This window comes from Nocardia sp. NBC_00508, assembly GCF_036346875.1.
Classification (GTDB): Bacteria; Actinomycetota; Actinomycetes; order Mycobacteriales; family Mycobacteriaceae; genus Nocardia.
The window spans coordinates 2,317,680-2,338,921 of sequence record NZ_CP107852.1 but is presented as its reverse complement, the minus strand read 5'-3'; the positions used below and the strand labels follow the sequence as shown (position 1 = coordinate 2,338,921).

Below are 21,242 nucleotides of genomic sequence, written 5' to 3'. Positions count from 1 at the left end.
GTGACGGCGCCGAGATCGCCCGGGGCCTCGGCGAGCGAACGCCGGACGATGGCTGCGATGGGTTCGGGGTCGTCCGGGCTGATCGGTTCCCACACGCCGTCCGTCAGCACCAGGACGACACCTTCGCCGCGTATGTCTCGGGCCTTCTCGCGCGGTTTCAGCCCGTCCAGAGACCGGCCCAGGTTGTGGGTGAGACCCGGGCCGCCGATCGGCGAGTGTTCGGCTTCCTCACGAGTGGTGTCGTCGAAGATATCCAGAACGTCCTGGACCTTCGAGTCGTCCCTGGTCAGCTGAATCGGAGGGCCGCCGTCCAGTGGAATCCAGTACGCCCGGCTGTCGCCGACCCAGTCGACGGTGAGCCGTCCCGACACCATCAAAGCGACCACGATCGTGGTGGCAGGGGGGCTGTCCGCGGGCGACTCCGGCGGCAAGGCGAGTACCGCCTCCTGGGCGGCGGCCACCGCGCCGTCGACTACGGCCACCGGATCGATCCGGCCGTCTCGGTCGGCCTGCCGCAGCGCCGCCACCACGAAATCGTGAGCGGCTGCTTTGGCGGCCGCGGAGGCGCGGTGACCGCCCTTCGGCCTGGAGAGACCGTCGTTCACGATGAGTGCGGTGGCCTCTTCGTCACCGACATTCATTCTGATCAGGGCGAAGGCATCCTCGTTGATCGCGTGTTGGCCCCGATCGCTCGCTGCCGCAACGGAACCCAGATCTTCCACCGTCAGGTTCTCTTCGGCATAGCGCCGCGGTGCGGTTTCATCGGAGCCGCGGGGTTCCTCGACATGGTGTCGCCGTGGGTGTTCCGATCCGGGCTGCGCTGCGCGGTCCTCTGCGGCCCGATCGCGCGACGCTGACCCGCTGGGATCGGATGCCGCGGGATCGGCGAGATCGTGCTGCCGGGGCTGGGTTTGTGCGATGTAGTCGGGTTGTCCGTCCGCACCGGGCCAGACGACGGGTGCGCCGGGTTGCGCCGCCGGAGGAGTGGCCGTCACGTGATGTTGCGGTTCGCCCAGCATCTCCGCGATGTTGCGGACCGCGCGGTCGGCCGTGCCGTAGTTCTCGGCGGCTTGCGCGAGTCGTCGTTCTCGATCGGTCGCCCCAACCAGGGCGGCAGCGGCATTGTCGCGAAGCTCGGTCGCCGCCAACAGCTCTGAGATCGCGCGGAAATGGTCGATCAGGAACGCGAGGCGCTCCCGGCCTATCCGTGCCATACCCCCCAGCAGTTCCTCCAGCCACTGCGACATATCCCGCAGCGCGTCATAGCGCCGCGTGGCCTCGGCAAGCTGTTGTTGGTTGGTGGTACTTACCGAATCGACAGCTGCCCCCGCAGCCACCATCTCCGCGAAGATCGTTTCGGCCACGTCGCGCAGCCGCTCTGTCTCCCCCGGCCGGAGATGATCCGCGGGCCGGGTCCGGATCGGTGTGTCGGTGTGCGGGCGGGTCTGCGCCCAGACCTCCGCGACGGCGGCGAGAGCCGAGCCGAGCCGAATCTCCGCGGCGTCCTGCCGGGCCTGCAGGACGGCCGACGTCCCTTCGCGCAGGCCCTGCTCGTAGGCGGCGTTCGCCTCGGCGGCTTCGTCCGCGCAGGCCAACCACGCCGACATCTGGTGCGCGAACTGCTCCAACAGCCGCAGCCGTTCCGCGGGAATCTGCATATTCGGCTCCCGCCGCGCGGTCACCAGCTCATCGATCAGAGCGGGTGCGCGATTCAGCACGGGATCGTTCGAAACGTCCGCTGCGCCTTCCAGTCTCGCAGCGACCGCCGCACGCAGCGCCCGCAACTGTTCTATGTCACGGGATTCCGCGTTGTCGGGCTGACGGTCTGCGGGTGAGCTTTCGTCGGGGTCGAGGTCGATTGCAACGGGGTCGGGTCCGTGGGGGGTGGTCGGCCTGGCACTTTCCGGCTGATCCGTCCGGCGAGCGGCATTTGCCTTGTGCTCCCGATATTGGCCGTGGATTCGTTCGGCGTCGTCGAGGAGACCGGACTTCTCGCGATACTCCTCGACCAGCGGGAGTGCGCGCGCCTGGCTGGAGTTCAGCTTGCCTTCTCGCTCGAGATGCAGCAGCGCCCCCAGCAACCTGTCGACCGCTGCCGCGGTCGACAGATCTGCGCGCCCCTTGCTGAGCTCGAGGAGTTGCCGCCGCAGTGCGTCGACTTCCTGCCGCAACGTCTTCAGTTTTCCCGGATCCGCGACCAGTTCCTGAGTTGTGGGCAGTGGGGCCGGATCGTGTTCGTTCGGGTTCGTCGACGAATCGGCCGACTCGGTGGGGCGGTCAGGGGACGAACCGGGTGTGTTGGGCTCGTCGGGATCGCCGAGGTCGATCGCGACAGGATCGATGCGGATCCCGGATGTCGCCTCACGGTCGCTGGTCGATTGCTGTTCTTCGAACCAGATGGTTTTGCCGCCGGCGCGTTCCAAGGTGACGCCCCAGGCCGAGGCCATTGTTTCGAGCATGCCGAGGAAGAAGCCGTGGGTGTCGGCGACGATTCCGGTTTCGGCCCATTCGGCGGCTTGGTCGTCGGTGAAGCCGGTGGCGTCGACGGTGCCTCGAGTGGTTGCCTCCTGTCGTGCGGGCAGGCCGCGGCTGGTGTCGGTGACCCCAACGCGAATTGTGTTTCCGTCGAGTTGGATTCGCACCCGGGCGTCGCCTTGGTCGGCATAGCGGTAGACATTTTGTACGAGGTCGGATACGAGGACGGTCACCTCGTAGGGATCCGGGTGGCCGGCCTGTCGCAAGCACTGTCGTACTGCTCGCCGCGCGAGGCCCGGGCCATGTTGCAGGGAGTCCTGCGGTATCGGCAGGTCGAGGATGAGTTCCTGTGGTGCTTGCGAGGGGTCGTTGGTGTCGGGCGTTTCGAAAAGCTTGAACCAGACTTGTTTTCCGCTGTTGCGGGGGAGCTCCCATCCCCAGGTTTCGGTGTGCGTGTCGAGGAGGTCGACGGCGCGCCACCCGAGGCGGCTGCCGCTCTCCCGCGCCGGCAGGGTGCGGCTGTTGTCGCTGACGTGGATCTCGATCCAGCGTTGACCTGATTGTCCGTGGATGGCAGCGGAGATGTCGGGTGTCCCGCCGCCGTCGGCGCGAGCTTGCAGCGCGAGTTCCCAGGCGATGGCGGCGGCCTGGTCGGTGTGTTCGGCGATGGGCCAGTCGGCCAGCGCCCGGTGCAGCGGTTCGACGGCCGCGGCGATGTCCTGCAGATTCAGGCATAGGGTGGCGGTGTCGACCAGGTGACGGAGTTCGGCGGGAGCGTCCGGGCGGCGCGTGAGTGCGCGGAGGTGGTGCAGCGGGTCGCTGCTGATGCGGTCGGTCCATCCGGTTCCCGGCTCGGGCAGGCCGAGGATGTGAGCGAGTGCGTGGTCGAGTCGTTCTGCCCGGCTTTGCCATTGGGCACGCTGGTCGGGGGTGGTTGTCTGGCGGGCGAGCTGCTGGGCTTCGGCTTCGTGGGCGAGGCGGTCGACCACCCAGCCGGGGAGCCGGGTGAGGTCGGCTCGGTCGGTGGCGTCGCGGCGCTCGGTGTCGGTCATGGATCGCAGTTCGACATCGATCTGGTCGAGGACCTGCTGGACCGCGCCGGGCAGGCTGTCCTGTAGGGCCGCGGCGACATCTGCGCGGGTATGCGTTGCGGCCGTCGCGCTTTCATCAGCGTCCGGCATCTGTGCGCCGGAAGCGGATTCTTCTGTGCGGTCGGTCGAAGATGCCTGCGGGTTGTTCGGTGGCTCGTTCGGTGTGTCGGACGGGCGCGCAGCGCTTCTGTGCAGCCTGCTCGAGTCGGCAAATGGTGCGGCACCGTTGCGCGGATCGGGCTGAACCGCCCCGAAACCGGAGGTGTCGACCGGCGTCGCATCCGTATCAGGCGACAGCGCGTCTCGGTGGGCGTTGACGTCCTCCAACGCCTCCACCAACTCGGTGGTTGTCTCGCGCAGCTCCGGAGTGGGTGTCACGGGTGACCGCAGTTGCCCGGCTTTCTCCCGGAGGCGGGACAAAAGCAGTTCACGAAGTACCCGCAGCAGGTCGGGCGTCTGCGCCGCGTCTACCAGACTCTGTGCTTTCGCATCGGCGCGCAGCAGGCCCTGGGCCGGCTCTCGGCGATCCTGTGTGGGTGAATCCGCATTGGCGGCATCGAAGACGAGCCGGGTGAGCCGTGCCGATTCCTCGCCCAGCCGGTGGAACTCCCGCGTCAATCGCGCGGTGTCGTCCGCGGCGGAAACGTGCGCCGCGTGGATTTCCGATTTCGACTCGTCGGTGGCGGAGTCGATCAGAGCGGCCAGCCGGTCGCGTTCGTCGCGCCACCGGTCTCGTGCGGCTCGCGCACGTTCGCGCGCGGTCACCACGGCATCGCGCCGATCGAGCAACTCTAGCAATGGGATTCGATCGCCTGGCCCGCCGGTGGCACCGCGGGGCTCGACCGCGTCGGCCCTGGCCTGCACCCGGAGGGTTCGCAGCTCCTCGGTGAGCATCTCCAAGCGCGCGAGCAGCTTTCGCTGCCTGGACTCGTCGGTCGGCGTCATCCGGTTCGGGTCGACCGGCGTGGGAAACAGTCGCGCCCGGACTGCGGCCGTGCGCGCGAGCTTGTCCTGTACGGCGGTGATCCGCGCACCCCAGGCGGGCTGCACCGCCGGCGGCACCACGGCCGGTTCGGCGGTGCTCAGCTGCCACAGTCGATACTGGCGCTGCGTGGTCGCCGCGCGTACCGCTTCCGGGAGTTCCTCGACCAGAATCCTGCCGGTCGGGTCCACCCGCACCTGCCGGGTGATCATCGGAATTCCCTGCTGCCGCAGTTCATCCCCCAATTCCTCGATCAGGGAGACGGGTTGGTAGGGGGCTTCGAACACCTCCAGCCGGACTCCGTCGATGATCCGCCCACGCGGACCGAACTGCAGACCGCCCCGGGCGGCCGCGACCTCGCGGACCGCCAGCTGCTCCGCTTGTGCGCGTGCGAGGATCAAATCGGTGTCGAGACTCTCGCACCGTTGCTCGACCGCCTCGAGATGGTCGAGCAACGTCTGCAGCCGGGCCGCCCTCTCGCTGTCGATCCCCGGACGGGACTGCGCATCTTGAATCCGGGTGAACAGGTCGGCCACGTCCAGATACGCCTGGCCGGCTCCGGTTGCGGCCCAGGCGCCGAGGCCGAGGAGCTCGGCCAGGCCGTCGGTCTGCACCAGCAGCCGTCTGACGTCGTTCAGGAGGTCGGCCCGCTGCCCGGCCAGGAAGGAAATATGGTGAGTCCATTGCCCCAGCTCGCCAGTGGGCGGTTGCTCCCACTCCGCGAATCCTGGCAGTGGTTCGACAGCGGCCGTTTCGTGGCTGCGAGGGGTGGCACCATACCTTTCGGCCTGTTGACGTTCCACGAGCCGGGCCAGCTCATCGAATGCGCAGAGCTTCCGGCCGTCGCGGCCGGTAACCACCACGATCGTGTCCGCGGCTTCGAGGGCCCTTTGCTCGTCGGGACGCATATCGCGCCATCTCCGCGCCGACCGCGCCAGCACGCCGTCCGGTGACGTGCTCGGGTCGAAGCCGGATGCCGCGGGGACCGGCTCGCGGTCGTTCGCGCGGTCGGTGCGAATCTGCACGTCCCGCCATACTTGTGCCAGCGGGATGCCCCGCAGGAGTGCCTGCAATACGTAGACCGGATGTGTGAAATCCTTCGGCGCGCTCTTGCCGAATGCATTGTTGGCCTCGGCCAGGGCTTCCGTCGGGTCGAAAACCGATTTCCCGCCCAGGCCGAGGTCTACCGTGCCCAGGTTCAGCTGGGTGCGTTTCTGTCCGTATTCCTCACCCGCAACGATCCGGCTGCGGGTATCGCTGTCGAGTTGTTTGAGCCAGGCGTCGTATACGGACTTCAGGTCGACCCAGCCCGTGTCGTCGGTTTCCGCATCCCATGGACCGTGGTGGGTCCGCCGCCGCCCGCGGGCAGCCCCGCCATCGTCTCTCCGGGAGAGTCCGGACTGTCGTAGCCATTCATCGAAAGCCGCTCGACTCTCGAATTCGTTCAACCAGAAGTCGAATGCTGCGAACAGGCGGTCTCCGTCGCGCCGCGTCTGCTTGACGCGGCTGTAGCCATTGAGCTGTCCCAACCAATCGTCGAATCGGGTCAGCGGCGGTAGCGCACCGGCCCTCCGGAACTCGATGAAATGCTGATACAGAAACCCGAATGCCTTCGCGTCCAACCAGTCGGTGTAGTCATGCCTCCAGTCGAAGCGGGAATGCCCGGGCAGGGCGCCTGCCCGCCGCCGCTCCGCGAGGTGCTCGTACCGGAAGTTTCCGTCCTCACGCGGGCTATCTTTCGGCGCCCGTAAGTGCGCAAGCTCGTGCCGGACAATATCGTAGACAGAGTCTCCGGTCGGCGCGTTGAGTCGGCCGGACCTATAATTTCGTTCGAACAGCTCCCGAATATACTCCGGATTCCCGAAGTAGGTTTCATTGAGCAATACATAGTTCTCTGGTTCGTCACCGAAAAGCCGCCCAGCGGCAGCGAACGTATCACTGTCCAGAGGCAGGACCACCACCGCGTCGGGGCAGATGGCGTCGGCTTCCTCCAACTCGTCGAATATTGCTTTCCGAACCGACATCGCCATATCGACGGAGAGTTTCTCCAGGCCCAGCACCTCGATGCCGTAGGTCGAGTAGAGATCTCCCGCAATCGCCTGTTTCACGCTGCGTTCCGCATCCGAAGCGGTGCTCAGTGCCGGAGATTCGGGCAGTGCGGCGGCGGAATAATCTTTCCACGCAGTGGCGGGACCGGATTTCCATACTCTTGCCCGGCCCAAGGAATTGTTCCCTGCCGACGGTGGTGTCCCTGTGGCTGCCGTCGCGGCGACTGCCAACGGTCCGTCCTGGTGGTACCAGTACCCGACCTCGTCGGCAGCCCGGCATACCTGGCGTATGGCCTCAGGTTCCCCGATCCCCTTCTCTGCATCGCGGACAACGGCCTGGGCTGTGCCCGCGGCCGCGACCACCTCGTCAAGGTGCGGTTGCGGCCTGATGCTCGCCGGGACGAATTCGTCCCCGACCCACCGCGCGGGGCGGAGACGCTGCTCGACATAGGTTGGATCGACCAGCGCTGCGATATCTTCGCGATCGGGGAGCACGCCCAAGTGCTGGGCTGCGACCAACATGCGTTGCATGGGCTCGCTATGCCACCGTTTTCTCGAATCGGATCGTCCGTTGAACGCACGGCTGACGGTTGCCGCGGTCACACCTGCCAACCGGGCTATATCGGATAAGGTGGGTTTTCTCGCGGCTTCATCAGGGTCGAGCGTCCGGTAGCGCTCGGCCAGACGGCGAGTGAGCGGAGCAATCGTGTCGTCGGCAGCAATGTTCTCGGCATACGCAGGTGTCACCTCGTCGAGTCCGACCCCCAGCCGCTGTGCCAGTTGGCTGCGCAATGCGTGTATCTGCACGGCGTCGAGGGGAACGAGTGTCTGCTGCTCGGACCCCGGGAGCAGGAAGAGTTCGATCGCGTCCACGAGATGCTCGAGCTCCGCCGAATGCGTCACGCGCGCAACCCAATGCAGTTCGGCCAGTACCTCGCCGGTGGTCATCGAACGGGGCGGGTTCAGTTCCCGCAACCCGAGCAGTTCCAGCAGGTCATGGTCGAGCTCCCGGCGCCGCCTTTCGAAACCCCGCCGGCCCAGCGGATCCGGTTGTTCCTCACCCGCGCCTCGGACCGGCGGCTCCTCGACGTCATCGGATGCTCCGAGCTCGGCACTGCGACGGGTCGTCGCCTCCTGATCCGAATGCAATTCTAGTTGGGCCGCGGCCCACTGCACGACGGCGTGGCCGTCGACGGTGGCCACCGCTGCGGGCTTCGTGACCTGCATCTGCTCCGCCAGCAGGGTGACAGCCAGTCGTACCGATCCCTGGCTCAGCTGGTCCGGTGTCACACCGAGCCGATCGGCCAGCACAGTCTCAGCGGGGTTCGATTCCGAATGTGGTTGCAGTGCGGCGGAAACCGATCGCGCGCCGTCGGCCGCCTGTTTTGCTGCGGCAGTTTCGAATGGTTTATGGTGCGGGTCGGGCATCGCAGCGCTGCCCGGCAATCTCTCCCCGGCCACCGGCCGGTGCCCGAACAACTCGTTCGCCAAGCGGTGGAAGGCCTTCGTCTGCAGGCTCTTCGCGGTGCTGACGGCATTGCTCATCAATTCCGCAGCCTCGGACAGCGGCAACCGTTGGCCGATGCGGAGTTCGACGAGTCGCCCTTCCGCGGGCGAAAGATGCTCCTGGACACAGGCGTCGAATAGTTCCCGGTTGTCGCGGCGGACGATCCGCAGCACCTGCATCAGCTGCTCACCCTGCGCGATCCGGCCTCGATGCACCTGCGGCCGAGCGGATGCCGGTCGCTTCTCGTCGCCTTCCGGCGCGTCGGGCACCAGTCGTTCTCCGGCCGCTGGGAGGTGCCCGAAGAGTTTGAGCGCCAGGAGGCGCGTGGCTCGGGACTGCATGGACCTCGTTCTGGCGGTTGTCTTGTTCAGTGCCGCTGCGGACTCTTCGAGGGTCAGGCCCTCCTGCACCCGCAGCCGGACGAACGCCAGCTCGGCAGGCTCGAGAACCTCGAGGCCCGCTTCGAAGGCATTCAGGTTGTCGCGCTGGGCGTCGGCGAGCACAGCCACCAACTGTTCGACGCGGGAACGCCATTTGCCTCGGGGCGGCGTTTCCGATCGCGGCCTTTCTGTCGATGCCTGCGGAGTACCGCGGACGTCGCCGGTCGCGCTGTCGTCGCTGGTCGACGGGAGCTCGGAGGGCGCGCCTTGTTGCGCTTGCTCCTCACTGTCGTCGCCGACCGACACTGCCAGTCGCCGGATCGTGGCGTGGTCCAAGTCGACCAACAATTTCGACCCGTAGCTCTTGAACGGCCGTATGGATGCGGCCTCTGCACGACTCAACCCCATTCCGAATCTGCGGTGTAGCCAAGCTCTTTGGTTCGGGGCGAGCCCATCCAAGGCCCGCTGGAGCCGGTCAGGAGGCGCCGCAGCGATTCGGCGGATAACGGGTTCGGTCGCCTCATCGGCTCGCACCTCGGCGAGTACCCCGTCGCGGATGCGCTGTAACAGCTTGCGCGCCAGCACATCCTGCGCAAGATCCTGCAGCCATTCCCGGATACTCGTTCCCTCGGGGACCTGCCGGCCTTGTGCTTCGGCATACTGGAACACTTCGCCGTTGACCTCTTGTACCAGCCGTACTTGCGACGCAGGCACCTGCCCGCCGGGTGCCGCGGATACACCCAGTGCGCGCAGCAAGTACCGGAATACGGCCTCGCCGTGCTGGTTTCGCAGATCGCCGAGGTTGGCATCGGCGGGTCCGGCGGTGCCGGGAGTGTCCGACTCATCGGGATCGTCGAGATCGATCGCGACAGGATCGATCCGGGTGCCGGATGTCGCCTCACGGTCGCTGGTAGATTGCTGTTCGTTGCCGGTATCGGCGTCTCCGACGAATCGGTGCTGTTGTGCCGCCTGCACGGTGGGATGCAGCCCGTCGGTGTGTAGCTTGATTTCCGCGCGCGCGATGTACCCGTTCACCGTGTTGCGGGACAACCCCAGCCTGGCCGCGATCTGTCCGGCCGTCAGGCCCTCGGCGAGCAGCGCGAGTACTTCCCTTTCCCGGCGCGTGGGCACGGTGGGGTGCCGCTCCGCGAGTGTGGAACGGAATGCCTGAACGGTGTCCGTGGGGACCGTGCCGGCGATGGGGGTATTCGGCAAGTCCGCCACCACCAGTCGCAGGGTCTGTACCTGCTGAGGCGACAGGCCGGGTGGCTCCGGAGATGACGAGGGCATGAGAACCTGCCCCTCGAAACCCACCTTCTCGGCCAGCCGAGCGAGCAGCCGGTTCGATTGATCCGGCGTCATTGCGAGGGCGGCCGCGAGGGAATCCTCTGCGATGCCGTCGGCAACCAGGCACATGACGTAGAACTCCCCCTCCGACAATGCGACCGCGTCGACCGTTCCCATCGGCCCGTCCGGGTGATACCAGAACCCGACCTCGTCGGCCGCCCCGCGTACCAGCCGCATGTTCTCGCTCGTGCCCGACCCTTTCACCGCATCACGGACCGTGGCCTTGGCCGCGCCCGCTGCCTCGGCCAACTTGTCGCGAGGCGGCTGCGGTTTGATATGCGCCGGGACGAACTCGTTGCCGATCCGGCGCGCCGGACGAACGCGACGCGTCACGAAGTTCGGATCGGTGAGGGCTGCGATGTCCGCGCGGCCCGGCGGTACACCCAACCGGTGGGCCGCGGCCAGTACGCGCTGCGTGGTCTCGCCGTGCCACGGCTTCTTCGCGCCGAACCGTCCGTTGAAAACACTGTGGACGTATGACTCGCCCACACCTGCCAGCCGGGCGATATCGGCTCGTGTCGGTTTCTGCGCGGCTTGGCTCGGGCGGAGGGTGAGGTAGAGCTCCGCCAAACGGCGCGTCTGTGGCGCAACGGTCTCGTCGGCGGCCAGCGCTTCGGCGTGCGTGCGGGTCAGCTCGTCGGCGGCGACGCCCACCTGCTGCGCCAGCTGGTTGCGCAGCGTGTGAATCCGGACCGTGTCCAGCGGGACTGCCGCCGACGGTTCGAGAGGTGCACACAGGAAGGTCTCACTCGCGGCGACAAGGTGTTCCAGTTCCGGCGAGTCCGTCAGGCTTGTGATCCAGTACAGCTCGGCCAGCACCTCGCCCGTTGTCATCGGCTGGGGTGGGCTCAGGTCTTGCAACCCCAGCAGTGCCCGCAATTCTTGGTCGAGGGCCCGGCGCCGGTTGTCGAAACCGTTCTGGTCCAACGGATCAGCCTCAGGGTCGGCCGCATCCCGGAGACCGGATTCTTCGCCGTCGCGCCGCTCCAGCTCGGCAAGCGCGCCCTCGCGAGTGGCCGCTTCCTGATCCGCATGCAGTTCGAGCTGGGACCGGATCCACCGACTCAGCGCCTGACCGTCGATGCCGGTCACGGCGGTGGGCATGGCGTGTGTCTGTTCCGCGACGAGGGCGAGGGCCAGGCGTACAGCTCCCCGCGTCACCGCACCCGGTGGCAGCCCGAGGTGCTCGGCCAGCGCGGTCTGGGCCGGGTCCGAGGCCGCTTCGGCGGGCTGGGCCGATTGTGCCTCGCCGGATCCGTCGATGTCGGCGGGGATGGGCGAGGCCTCGTGGGAGTCGGGTGTCGACTCGTCTCGGCCGTTGTCGGTATCCGTCGCCGTTGCCCGCCGCAGCGCGTCCGTGACGCGCGCCTGCAACTCCGGGTCCGGGGCGTCCGCGGGATCGTCGACGGCGATACCGCTGTGCAGTGCCCAGGCGACCAGCCCGGCGGTGTCGTTGATACCGAGTTTGGTACGAAGGCCGATCCGGATGTGCTTCACCAACGGCACCGAGATGCCCAGCTCTGCCGCAATGGCCGGGTTCGTGAACCGCCGGGCCACCAGGCGCAGGACCTCGGTTTCCTGCGGTGTCAGACTGACGTCGACCGTTGGTTCGGGTATCGGTTCCGGGTGGTCGGCCGACCATGCCCGCTGCGCCGCCATCAGTAGCACGGCCCGATCAGGGGTTCCGAGCTTCACCGCGATGCTGTCGAGTTCGTTGATCACGGTGGCGTGCGATCCGCCCAACGTGCGAGCGATCGCTTTGAGTGACAAGCCTTGTGCGGCCAGCCGCAGCACCTCGGGTTCACGCGCGGTCAGTTCGGACGAGTGGGTGGCGATCCGAGATCGGAAGGCGCGCACCGTGGCCCAGGACACCGCTGCCGGATCACGGCTCGTGCCCGGCAGCGACTCGGCAAGCGACTCGAGCCGCTCGAGCTGCGATGTCGGTTCCGGTCGCTCCGCCGACACCCGAATCCGGCCGCGCGTGCCGATCTTATCGGCCAGCTGTGCCAGCACGGGGTCCAACCCACTGATCGGCAAACCGAGCGCTGTTGCGAGGGCCTCGTACGGCACTCCCTTCGTGACCAGGTGCAGGAGGAGCGCCTCGGCTTCGCTCAGCTCGACAGTCTGCGCCGCTGCGGCCGGCGACCGGAGGCTGCGCGCCCGGGCCGCGAGTTCCTCGTGATCCGAGGTGCCCAGCTTGGCCTGGATGTGGATCCGATAGCCCCGTGCCGTCGATGCCGTAACTCCCAGCCGGTCACCGATCGCCTGATCCGTGAGATCGTCCGCCACCAGGTCGAGAACCTCGCGTTCGCGGGGAGACAGATCGACGTGGTTCCGCGTTGCCGCGGAGTGGGGATCGCCGGGCTGGAACGCCCCCTGCCGCTGTGCCGCCAGCAGACCGGGCAGCCTGCCCTCGACGCCCAACCGGCCGGCAAGCGCGGCCATGAATGTCCGCACTCGATACCGAGTCGTCTCCAGCTCGGTAGCGATGTCACGATTGTCCAGGCCGTTCGCCGCCAGCTGGAGGATGGCGACCTCGTCCGGGGAGAATTCGACGTCGACGTGCGGGCCGGATGGTTCGTCCAGCCATGCCTCTCGATCTGCCGCGAGGACCGCGGGAATCAAACTCGGGCAGTGGAGTTTGGCGCAAGCATGCCGGGCGTAACTCTGGACAGTTTTGTGCGAAATCCCCATCACGGGGCCGATTTCGCGGTACGACAGTCCGCGTGCACTCAGGCGCAGCACCTCGAGCTCCCGGGGGGTCAGTCCGCCTCTGTCCGGGATCGGATCGTCGGATTCGGTTCGATCCGATTCCGGAGCCACCCCTGCGGGAGATTCCCCGGCCGCCCGGACCCGAGCGACTGCCGAGGCGAATTTGCGAATCGGAGCCCACAGTAGAGGGTCCATGTCCTCGCCGGGAGCCGGTAGCACTGCTTCGGCCGTCCGGTCCGATTGGCCTGGCCAGAACTGGCGGAGTACTCGCTGCTGGTTCCGGTCGAGCCCGGCCTCGCGGAGAGCGCGCTGCAGATCCTCGGGGGCGGCATCGGCCAGCGCGCGGGCTACCGCATTATTCCGTTCGCTCGATGGACCAGCGACGTAGATCGCCAAGATCTGCTGCCGGAAGCTGTCGAAAGAAGCACGCCTCGACGCCGGAGCTGAGCGAGGAGTCGGCAAGTCCGGGCCGGGTTGCGTCGAGCCCGGCTGCGCATCGTCGGGATCATCGAGGTGGATCGGCGCCGGAACAGCCGCCCGCGCGCGCGGCTCACCGAGCTGCTGCCAGAACGCCGTCGGGAACACCGACCGGTGGTCAGCTCGTCCGGCTGCCACCGCTCCTGATGAATTATCTTGGGGCGCTGTCGGTTCGGGCGTCTGCGCGGGAGCCTGTGCGGTGCGATCCGGGGACGATGCGACGGTGGCGCGGTGCTGCGCCTGGAGCCGGGCCAACTCGTCGAGCACGAAACCGCTGTCGGGGTTCAAGTACGCGACTTGCTGTTCCGCGTAGGCGGCGCGGGCGGCGGGGGATTTCGCGCGCCATCTCGCGGCCAGGGACGCGGCCCGGCCCTGCGCGGCGATGCTCGGGCCGAACTCGGAGGCGGCCGGGACCGGCCCGCGGTAGTTGGCTGTTGCCAGGGCGTTGCGTTGTGTGGCGTCCTTCAGGACCTGGGCGAACGGAACTCCCCGGAGCAATGCCTGCAGTGCGTAGACCGGGTGTGTGGGGTCCGCCGGTGCGCTCCTGCCGAACGCATTGTTCGCCTCGGCCAGCGCCTCCGCTGGGTTGAATACTTTGAGTGCGCCCAGTTCGAGCTTCTCTGCATCCAGCCCGAGCCTCGTCGCATCCGGGTCCAGAGCGGTGCGAGACTGTATGCGCTCCTCGCCCTTGCGTATTCGCTGGTTCGTGGTGTCATCGAGCTGCTGCAACCATGCGTTGTATACGGCCTCGAGGTCGACCCAGCCCGGTTCGTCGTCGGCTTCTGCACGACCGCGGTCGGCCGGGCGCCGCGCACCCGGAACCTCGGCGCCGTCTCTGCGTGAGATTCCGGATTCCCGCAGCCATGCGTCGAAGTCTGCGCGACTCTCGAATCGGCTCAACCACGATTCGAAGGCCCCGAACAGGCGGTCTTCCTCTTCATCCCGCGGTTTCTTCCGGCTGCTGCTGTACGCATCGAGCTGCCCCAGCCAATCATCGAATTCGGTTTCGGGCGGTAGCGAACCGAATCTTTTCAGTTCAGCGAAATGCGTGTACAGGAAACCGAAGGCCCGTGCCTCTTTCGAGTCCTTGGAGCTCTCTTCCTGGATAGGTCCGATTCGCGCATGGTCCATCGGCCGTTTGTCATAGAGGCCCTTCCGGGCGTTTTGGTCCCGCAGGTGAGCCATCTCATGGCTGATGGCGTCGTACGCAGGATCGCCGGTCGGGGCATTCAGTCGGCCCGCCTGCACAGCGTCGTGCATGGTCGCCCGGAAGTGCTCCATGTCCCCGAAGAGGTTCTCGTTCAGGACCATACAGATCGGGGCGGTCTCGTCGACGCCATCGGCAGTCCAGATACAGGCACCCGTATTGCCGCGCATCGGAGCGATGAGTATGACGTCGAGGTCGATCGAGCGGTCCGCGGCGAAACCATCGACGATCGCATTCCTGATCGACAGGGCCGTATCGACGGAGATCTCCGGCTTGTCCAGTCCGAGCACCTCGATGTCGAACGTCTCGAACAACTGCCGGGCGATGGCTTGCTTGGTTTTTCGATCGGCCTCGGCTGTTCTCGCAGGGTTCGCTCGGTCGCGGTTCTCGGCCGAGGATTTCCGGTGCCGGGCCGTCGAATCGGCCGCCCGTGCTGCGATCTCCTGCGCGACCCACCCGAACAGGGCGACCTGAGCGTCGGTGAGGTCGTTGCTGCGGGATTTGGAATCGAGCGCTTCGTTGACGAGTCGACGTACCGCGGGATTCAGGTGATTAAGGCTGTCGAGCCACGTGTCTTGCGCTTCGCCGAGCAGCCAGTCGCCGATGTCGACGCCCGGGGGGACTTGCCAGCCACCGGCTTCGGCGGCGCCGAGCGTGGCACGGGCGACGGCGTGCGCCAGGAGCTGGATCCGCGTGGGTGAGGTGCCGTGCTCCGCATCCCCGCTGAGTACGGTACACATGGCCTGGGCGGTGGCGGGGCCGAAATGGCGGTCCAATGTCTGCGCGGCGGACCGGTCTCCCTGCTGCGCCCGTTGCAGTATCTCGGTGCGGTCGCCGGCGGGCAACTGGTCGAACGGGACGGTGGTATCCGGAGCGGCCGCGAGGAGGGGCTGGGCGGTCGGCACCTGCGCAACCAATTGGGCGACGGCTGCGGTTTGCGCGTCTTCGAGCCGACGTCCTTGCTGCAACGCCGTCCCGGCATCGGTGACGAATTGACGCTGCGCCGGATCGAGTTGATTCAGGCTGGTGTCCAGCAGATTTCGTGCGGTCTCGCGCAAGTGGTCGGCGACGTCGGTCCCGATGGGGATCCCTTGCGACTCGACCTGATCGAATGCTGCGTCGCGGATGGCCTGCGCCACCGGCAGCAGCGGTGCGGCCGCCTGTCCGCCGGGTGCGTCCAGCAGCCGCAGGAGGTGGTGGAGGGTGCTGTCGCCGTGCTCGTCACGCAGGTTGGGCGCGACCGGTGGGTTACCGGAAGCCAGGGTGGATGTGGCCCCGGCAGCGAGGCCGGCGGCGGTCGGGACGGGGGTGCCGTTGTGGGTGGCGGCAGGGGCGTGCTGTGTGTGCGGGGTCGCATGTGGACCGGTCGCATGCGGAGCCGCCGTACCTGCGGTCTGGGGAGGGGGATGCTGGGGTTGCTGGGTCGCAGTGCCATGTGCGTCGGTGGGCGGGGCGTTGGCTCGGTTGGCGCTCGCGTACTTGGAGGCCAGCTGATTCGTCTCGACGGCGTCCTTCATCGCCGGGACGGCGTGCTTCCACAGGTCGGACTCAGCGTTTCGCAGCGCCGTTTCGGCCTTGTTGAGTTCGATGCGGGTGGCCTCGGTGTTGCGGGCTTCGTGCTGTTCCTGGGCGGCTCGGTGCGCCTCGACGGCTTCCTTGTACTGGACGATCTGTTGCGTGACGCCGTGGTCGGTGACGCGGCCCAGAAAGTCCTCGGGGGAGACGTAATGCACCGCCGAGCCCGGGGTGCCACCGTGCTCGCGGTCGTCGCCGGATCCGCCGCGGGCGCCGCGACCATCGACCTGATCGTTGACCCGCTCGGAGTACGACGGCCCGCCGCTGACCTTGACGTCGACACCGCCGAGCTCGATCACATCCTTCGACGGTGTCGGGTCGGCGCCGCGGCCGCCGTCCTTGTTGGTGATATAGATGGTGCCCTTGTCCCCGAATTCCTCGATCTTCTGCCGGACGAGGGCCTCGGCGTCGGCATTGCTACCGCCGTGCTCGGCGTAGAACTCCGCATCGACCACCTCGAACTTCAGCTCGAATTCCGGGCCGTGTTCTTCCTTCGCCATTGTGCGGAGCAGGTCGACCAATCCGATCCGTCCGGCTTGCTGGTCGCCCCGGATTTCGCCGTTGTCCATACACACGATCCACTGCGCCCGACCCGTTTGTTCCCCGTCGACAACCCTCGCATCCGTCAGGATGTCGCGAGCAAGCTGCGTGAGTTTCGCATGGGTATTTTCGTAGAATTTCGGTGGTTCCACGATCCGTTGCGATGTATAGAATGTCGGCAGTTCCGGCACCGGCCCCACGCCGTACAGGTCATAGGTGATGCCCTCGACACCCTTCAACGTCCCCGACAAACCGGACGGCTCGAACAGCATTGCGCTGCCGATCAATTGCTGGTCCGACATCCGCAACGAATGCTCCTGATTCGCCCGGACCGGCAGGCCTTCCTTGAGATCCACGAACTGACCGACGTCCTGCCAGCGCACTTCGGTCGATTTCGTCCTGTCCCACATCGCCTTGTCGTTGGTTTCGTGAGCGAGGATACCGATCTTCGCGCCCTCGCCCTCGTCCGCCCTCGTGACGTAGTGCGTGCCCTTCTCGAGGCCCCAGCGTGCGTTGGCGGCATCGGCGTAGAGCTTCAGCTCCGAGACGGTGACAGGTTCACCCGCCACCTTTTCGAGCTTGGCGACAGCTCCCAGGGTCGTCTCCGCTGCCCACATTCCCCGCGTGTTCTCAGGTCTGTTGAAATCAGCAGCCGTCAGACCGTGCTCACGTTCCGCAATAGCCAATCGATCCCAGATCCCCTGCAGTTTGGCGACCACCTCGGGTGTGGCTTCCTCCGCCGCCCCGGGGGAAAGCACACATTCGGAATTGCCGTCGAAGATGGTGTCGAATTCGTCGATGGTGAGCTTGCCCGCCGGGAACGGGTCGTACCGGATGTCCAGGCCATGGTCGGATGCCGCGGTATCCAGCCTTTCTTTGATCAGATCGATCGACGGTTTCGTGTTGAGGAAGTCCCGCAGTGCCGTCACCTCCTGGTGCGACATGCCACTGGCTGCGAGCTCGTTCATCATCGAATCCGCGGTCTTCAACGCGCGGAACAGGTAGTCCTCCTTCGTGCCCACGATGATCCGGCTACGGCCGGGCACCGGATCCGGCAGCGGGCCGTCCTGATCCATCCGGACCACATCGATCCCCGTATCCGACTCCGGCCGCGCCACGAACGCCTCGAACTCACCGGCCAGCTCACCGGCGAGCAGATCACTGCTGGTCCATGCATGTGCGGTGCCGTGATCGATGGCATCGGCCACCTTCTTCATCACCATGACGATGGTTTTGCCCTCGCCGGTCTTCATATCGACCGGACCGTGCTCCAGCAGCAGGAACGCAGCGGCCTGCGTCTCCCGCACCAGCCGATGCCGGTCGTCACCCCGGCGAATCCATTCCGTCATCGCCGCGACGCGATCCTCCCTGGATCCCCGCACCATCGTGTCGACCAACGACTCCGGTGATGCGTTCGCCATCGGGCTCGAACCGTCGGCCGTGCTGCCCGGCTCTCGCAACGCCCCGATGGCGCGACCGGCATCCAGGGCCGCGCGTACTCGCTCCTGGGCAACGACGTCGAACACGGCGCCGCGATCGGTGAGCACCCCAGCCTCGTAGTCGTTCATCAGCGAAACGCCCGCGTTGTCCGAGATTTCCACCAGGTCACGGGCTCTCGCCTGCGCCGCTGCGTCGTGCTGGGCCACCGCCGCGTCATACGCATCCTGGCACTCGGCCAACTTCGTCCGAGCTTGCCGGAGCTGTTCCTGAGCCGCCCGCGCGGCTTCGACGGCCACTCGATCCTCCGCCGTGCCCGGCCCGAAGAGATCGCGCATCTTGTCGCCGAGGCCGAGGCGGGTGGCCCGCTCATGCTCCTCCGCCACTCGTACGGCCTTCTCCTGCCGCTTCAGCTCGGCATGTGCGGCCTGCTCGCGCTCGGCCGCCGCTTCGACACGCTGCCGGTGGTGTTCGCGCACCAGCTCGTTCTGCTGCCGCTCTGCCGCAATACGCTGCTCTACTTCGGCTCTCGCCTTCGCACGTGCGTCCGCGGCGGGGTCTTCATCGCGAGCGGCGGGCGGCGCATCCGAGTCATCCTGTGCGCGAGGGTGTTCGGGTTCGGAATTGGGTTTTGGTGCGTCCGCGTCGTCGGGGGTATCGGATTTCGTCTTCGCTTGTTGCTCGCTCGCACCATCGTCGCCGGCACGGCCGCCGGTGGCATCGTCTCCTCTGGTGTCGGACTCGTCGGGTTTCGGCCGCGACGCTTCCTCAGCGTCGTCGGAATGAGCTTTGGCCTGTTGCTCATTCGTCCCGCCGTCGGCCGTGCGGCCGTGCTCCGATTCCGGTTTGCCGGCCGGAGGCGGCGTGTTCCGGTTGCCATTCTCGGTGGCGTGAGCCGTCGTCGATCCAGGTAGTGCCGAGCCGTCCTCGGCATGCCCGCGTGCTCCTTCGACCGGTTCGACGGCCGGAGGGCGCTCTGCAGCAGCATTCTTCGGGGCCGACACACGTGGCGGCCGATTGCCTCCGGCAGCAGCGGGCGGACCACCGGCAGCGGGTGTGCCGGGCTGGACGCCAGCGGCCGGTCGCGCTGGGCCGCCCGTCGGCTGCGCGGTCTGCCGCTGCTGCCCGGCCGCGTCGACGAGCCTGTCCCCGCCGGGGGCGCGCGGACCGGAATCGCCGCGTTGTGGAGGGGGCGCCGGGTCGGTGATGACCGTCATTCTCGGGGACACGTCGTGGTCCGATGACAGGACGCCGTCGGCCGAATCCTTGTGCGCCGCCGCCGGTACCAGTTCGGACACGGCCGGTTCGGGATGGGCGGCTGCGTCAGGAACACGTTGTGCCCCTTGGCCCTCGGTCGCCGACGCGATCGGACCCTGTTGCGCCAATGCGTCGTGCGGGTCGGTCGTGACGGGTTGCGGACCGGATTCCTCGTCCGCTGCGACACCTCGATGCCGAACCGGTGCCGACGGCCCGGCTGCCGGATCGTCGCTGCGGGCATCCGCGACCGCGCGGCCTCGCCCGGCCGGCCCCTCGCCCGCCGTGTCCCGGCCGCTGGGGTGTGGCCGGGCCGCGGCGCCGGCGTTGTCCGGCACCGCGGCGTGCTCCGGCGTGGAATGCGGTGCCGGCGGCGAGGTATTTTCGGAGCCAACCCGATGCCGGTCGCCGTGAGCCGACCCGGGTGTGGCCTCGGCCGGTCGAGCGCTGCCTTCGCCGGTATCCGCGGGGTGCGGCCGCGCGGAGTCGTCGGGGCCGGCTACACGGTGATCATGCTCGGTGGTCTGCCGTGCCGTGCCCGCGTTCTCGGCGGCGCTGTTATCCGAGTCGTGCGGTGCCGGTGGCAGTTCACCGTCGGCAGGAGCCTTAGCGGCGCCATCGACCTCGGAATCCGGTTGTGCGGCAGGAGCATTCCGTGACCCCGGCGCCTCCGCAGGCGCCGGATCCGTCCCGATGCTCGGCACGCCGACCGGGTTGACGGTGGTAGCGATGGCGGCGGCCGGGAAGGTGACGTTCTTGACAGGATTGACGTTGTCGACCAGCACGCCGGGCACGCCTGTGGGTTCCCAGTCCATGCTGTTGTTCGGCACGGAGAACGGTTGCTCCGGCCGCGACTTGTACTCCTTCGACGGCGACACATCAGGTGGTTGAATGCCTGCGTCGGAGTCCGGCGTTGTCCTTGCAGGGGCCGGATCCGCAGGTGTGGCATCCGCGTCCGAGGGGGGCTTGACGGACTTGACCGGGTTGAGGTTGTCGGGCAATGCATTCGGCAGATTCGAGGGCTGCCAATCGGCACTGTTCAATGGGAGCGCAGGACGGGCCGGCCCGTCCGCGGTAGCCCCCGTTTGGCGCAGCAGCGCCACAAGATTGTCGATCTGCTGTTGCTGATGGGTGGGGGAGGGGTTGTTCGGATCGAAGTCAGCGGTGAGGATGCCATGCGAGCGCAGTGCGTCGACGAGCGCACCAGGCGACGCTTCGGCCGTGGTGACATCCGGTGAGGCAGCGGGGTCGGCAGTCGTGTCGGGAAGTGGTGCCCGGCTGCGCATCCCCTGTGCCGCAAAGGCTGCTGCGCCGATGAATCCGCTACCGATACCGGGGATCAGGCCCTCAGTGAAGGCCTTGCGGCCGAACGGCTGATCCGACAGCACAAGCGAGACGGCGGTGCCGCCGAGAGCGCCGACGGCTCCGGCTCCGGCGCCGACCATGGTGGTGCCGGCGAGCTGCAGGGCCACCCGTCCCGCGGTGCTGTTGGCGTTTGCGCCGATGGTGGCGACCTTCGGCCCGGCCCAGAGTCCGAATAGCATGCCGAGGAAGCCACCGACACCGCCGGCGGCCGTTGCCACGCCGACCGACTTCCAATCCATCTGTTCGCGGTCGCCATTGGCAACCTGAATCGCCTGGGCGCCGGCTTGCGTGCCGCCGCCCAGTGCTACCCCGATCACGACTCCGTTGCGCAGCAGCACCATCGAGCCGCGTTCCGCGGCCAGTTCCGCACCGCGTCCGGAAAGGAATGCCACGAATCTCATCCACGCGCGCTGCGCCGCGGTTCGGGTCGCCATCTGTGCTATGGCGGCCTGGATCGGACCACCGGCCACGAACATCAGTGCGCACCGGGCCAGCTGGATGGCCAGGATCACGGCCATGCTGATGATGACCATCTTCTGCAGCTCGGTGGCGTTGGCGCTCTCGTAGAGCTGCCTGGCGAGGCTGTCGCAGTTGGTGGCCTGCTTTCGGAAGCGATCGGCCGTGCGCCGGTGCTTGTCGGCGATCGCGGCGACGGTGTCGCCGTGTGAGCCCTCGGGCGGCTTTGCCTTGGCCTCGTGATATTCAGCCTGCTCACGACACCATTCGGCCATATCCGACCAGGCATCGGCGGCGCGTCGTTCCGCGTCCTCGTCGCCCAGAGGGAAGTGCCCGGCGACACACATCACTACGGCCGGGGGGAGCCAGTCCGGCAAACCCAGCGTCAT

The 21,242-nt window shown here is 67.3% G+C and carries 1 protein-coding gene (only partly in view); it reads right to left on the bottom strand.

Features of this window, described 5'->3' with window-relative positions; genetic code table 11:
- Window positions 1-21,242 carry the 5' portion of an MFS transporter gene (locus OHA40_RS10495; protein WP_330232862.1) on the bottom strand. Its footprint begins 15,853 nt before the window's first position, so 21,242 of the gene's 37,095 nt are visible here — the first part of the coding sequence; it begins with the start codon at window positions 21,240-21,242; its stop codon lies off the left edge, out of view.